Source organism: Bacteroides sp. 2201st1_D9_2201SCRN_220225 (assembly GCF_040928965.1).
GTDB classification, from domain to species: Bacteria; Bacteroidota; Bacteroidia; order Bacteroidales; family Bacteroidaceae; genus Bacteroides; species Bacteroides stercoris.
In genome coordinates this window covers 1-2,489 of the sequence record NZ_JBCODG010000156.1, presented here as the reverse complement: position 1 = coordinate 2,489, position 2,489 = coordinate 1, and the positions used below count along the sequence as shown (strand labels likewise).

The 2,489-nt window shown below is 33.1% G+C and carries 2 protein-coding genes; both read right to left on the bottom strand.

Annotation, left to right across the window (positions count from 1 at the left end):
* Positions 1-63: 63 nt before the first annotated feature.
* A complete protein-coding gene (locus AB5903_RS22310) occupies positions 64-1,173 on the bottom strand; it encodes a Coenzyme F420 hydrogenase/dehydrogenase, beta subunit C-terminal domain (RefSeq protein ID WP_368118307.1) in 1,110 nt (369 codons plus the stop codon).
* Positions 1,174-1,189: 16 nt separating this feature from the next.
* The gene (locus tag AB5903_RS22305; RefSeq protein ID WP_117907209.1) at positions 1,190-2,404 is read right to left on the bottom strand and encodes a glycosyltransferase family 4 protein; all 1,215 of its coding nucleotides are present in this window, start codon (positions 2,402-2,404) and stop codon (positions 1,190-1,192) included.
* Between the last annotated feature and the right edge of the window lie 85 nt (positions 2,405-2,489).

Sequence of the window (2,489 nt, the reverse complement as noted above, 5' to 3'; positions counted from 1 at the left end):
TTGACAAACTTTTCAAAGAACTCATTTTATTTACTGCCAGAGCCGCTTAGGCGTGGCGAATTTTTAACGAATTATTGGATTAATATATTGATAAATTACTTGTTGAGGGTTTGTTTTTAAATCCTTATAACTGTTATCCCTATACAATGGTCGTTGGGATGAAGTATACAAATTATGATTGTCTACTTTTATATAATCCACTTGTGTTTCCACAAGAGACAAATTGCTCTTTATTTTATCTAATATTTCTTTTCCTTTACTTGTATTAACCAATATAGCAGAAACGCCATTCAACGAATTTATCTTATGATATCGCTCAATTCCCCAATAATCAGCCAATGTAATATCGCCACTTCTTTGTTCACAGGCATATGGACAAACAAAACATGATTCACGAAAAAAGTCCCCAGACATAAAAGCTTTCATATAACCTGCTAACACAGGATTAAACAAATCTCTTCGTATGCCCTTTTTAGTTTTGTAATCAACTGTTTGAGATCCCGACCAACCACCTGCATATTTATCTCTACACCTATAGTAAATGACCTCTCTATTTGTCAATTTCTCATAAGTTGAAACAAATGTATCAAACAACTTATGAGAAGGAACTCCATGACAAATAAGATCGGAGGTTATCAAGTTATCATAACTCTTACGTAAAAAAAGTTTTAGCGCAGCCACTTGACACCCCGTCCCTACAAAATAAACAAGTTTCCCATTACGCAATTGTTGTCTAATTTTTGGAAAGCATTCATACGAATATGATTGCAAGTATTTACTCCCCCGCAATAGTTCCAAATCATTTATTACCTCAACACCTCTATGCGCCAATTTCAATTTTTCATCAAAGCATGCCCCATACACAACACCGCCATTCTTAATAACATATTCTGCTATCACAGAAAAAACACCTCCGCTTGAACTTTTCTTCAGAATACCTCTATTCTGATTTATAGCAGCATAGGATGCTTGTATTTCATGCTTAACAAGATTCTCACTTTTCATGGGGCAAACGTTATCGCATCCCCCACAATCAATGCAAAAATCCATATTCAAAACAGGTCGAAGAAAACCTTCCTCATCTTCCTCCATTGTTAAGGCCTTTTTAGGACATATTTCTACACACGCCCCACAGCCACAGCATTTATTCCTTGATATAAAATTTAAAATCATAATTTACTTCCCATAATTACAATAAATATCGTATATACCGAAAATAGACAAAATGATAAAATTGAGTAATTCTATCATATAGCCAATATTCATTCGCTAACAGAGTTAAATAAGCCCTATCCTTTAGATATTGAATTTTGCAAAATTCACCAGCCCTTTGAAAATGAGCAGCTTTATTTTCTATTATTTTAGAAAGTTGTGCTTTCCATACACTATCTGTTAAATATTGTTTATAATAATTATAACTATTGTTATATACAAAGAGATAATTTTGATGATGTTGTATTATATCAGAAAGTAAATCTATAATAGCCTGTGCATCCCCCTGTTTTACTACAAAACCATTCTTACCATTACTTATAGCATCAAGGCTACCATGTTTGGCATCCGAAACAATCGGAATGCAACCACACCGCATAGCTTCAATCAATGTGATAGGAAAACCTTCGCCCCTTGACGGAAGTAGAAATATATTAGCATCAGCAAGTAATTGTTTGGATATATCCCTATCTACAGGGCCTATATGCTTTATACGTTTATCTTTAGGCAAACAATCTTCTATATTATTGGTATGAATATACTTTTTACCACCACCTGCTATTTTCGTACTTCCTAACCAATAGAACTCGAACTGCAAATCTGTTTTCAGCAACTTTTTCAATGCTTTACACACAACTTCAGCACTTTTGGCAAATGAGCACCCACCAGGATAAACAATTTTAAGAATAGAATTTTCTTTCTTATTTTGGAAACAAGCAGAAGATTCCGGCATAAAATTAAAAACAACTTGTGTTTTAGCCGTATCGTGTATTTTAAATTTTTTATCAATGTATTTTTTGCCAAATGAAGACAAAGAAATAATTGTATCTATATATTTTCCATTTAATCCTGCATACCAAGCATACCGCCCATTTACAAAATGACTCACAGTAACTATCCGGACTTTATTATCTATATATGGAGTCACTAAAGCCAATAATGCAAAAGCACTATTGACAATTATGTCTGGCTTTTCTTCTAATATTATTGACAATAAATACTTAGCATTTTTTATAGAAAGGTCTAAATAGTTACATTTATGAACTTTCACAGCACTTTCTTCCGTTGTCCCACTTGCAACTACTACAATTTCATATTTATCATGAAACGCCTCTATAAAATCAAATGCATAAGAAGATATTCCCCCTCTTCCTGTTTTAAAATTGGCAGTACAGAATAATAATTTTTCCATATTTTTTCTCATTAGTGTCCCGTTAAAATGGGACGAGTTAAACAATTAATCAAAAAGCCCCGGAATCAGGGGATCATTTAGATCT

Excerpts from the sequence above, each read along its gene's own strand:
- AB5903_RS22305 (WP_117907209.1), bottom strand. The coding sequence starts at position 2,404 with ATGGAAAAATTATTATTCTGTACTGCCAATTTTAAAACAGGAAGAGGG.
- AB5903_RS22310 (WP_368118307.1), bottom strand. The coding sequence starts at position 1,173 with ATGATTTTAAATTTTATATCAAGGAATAAATGCTGTGGCTGTGGGGCG.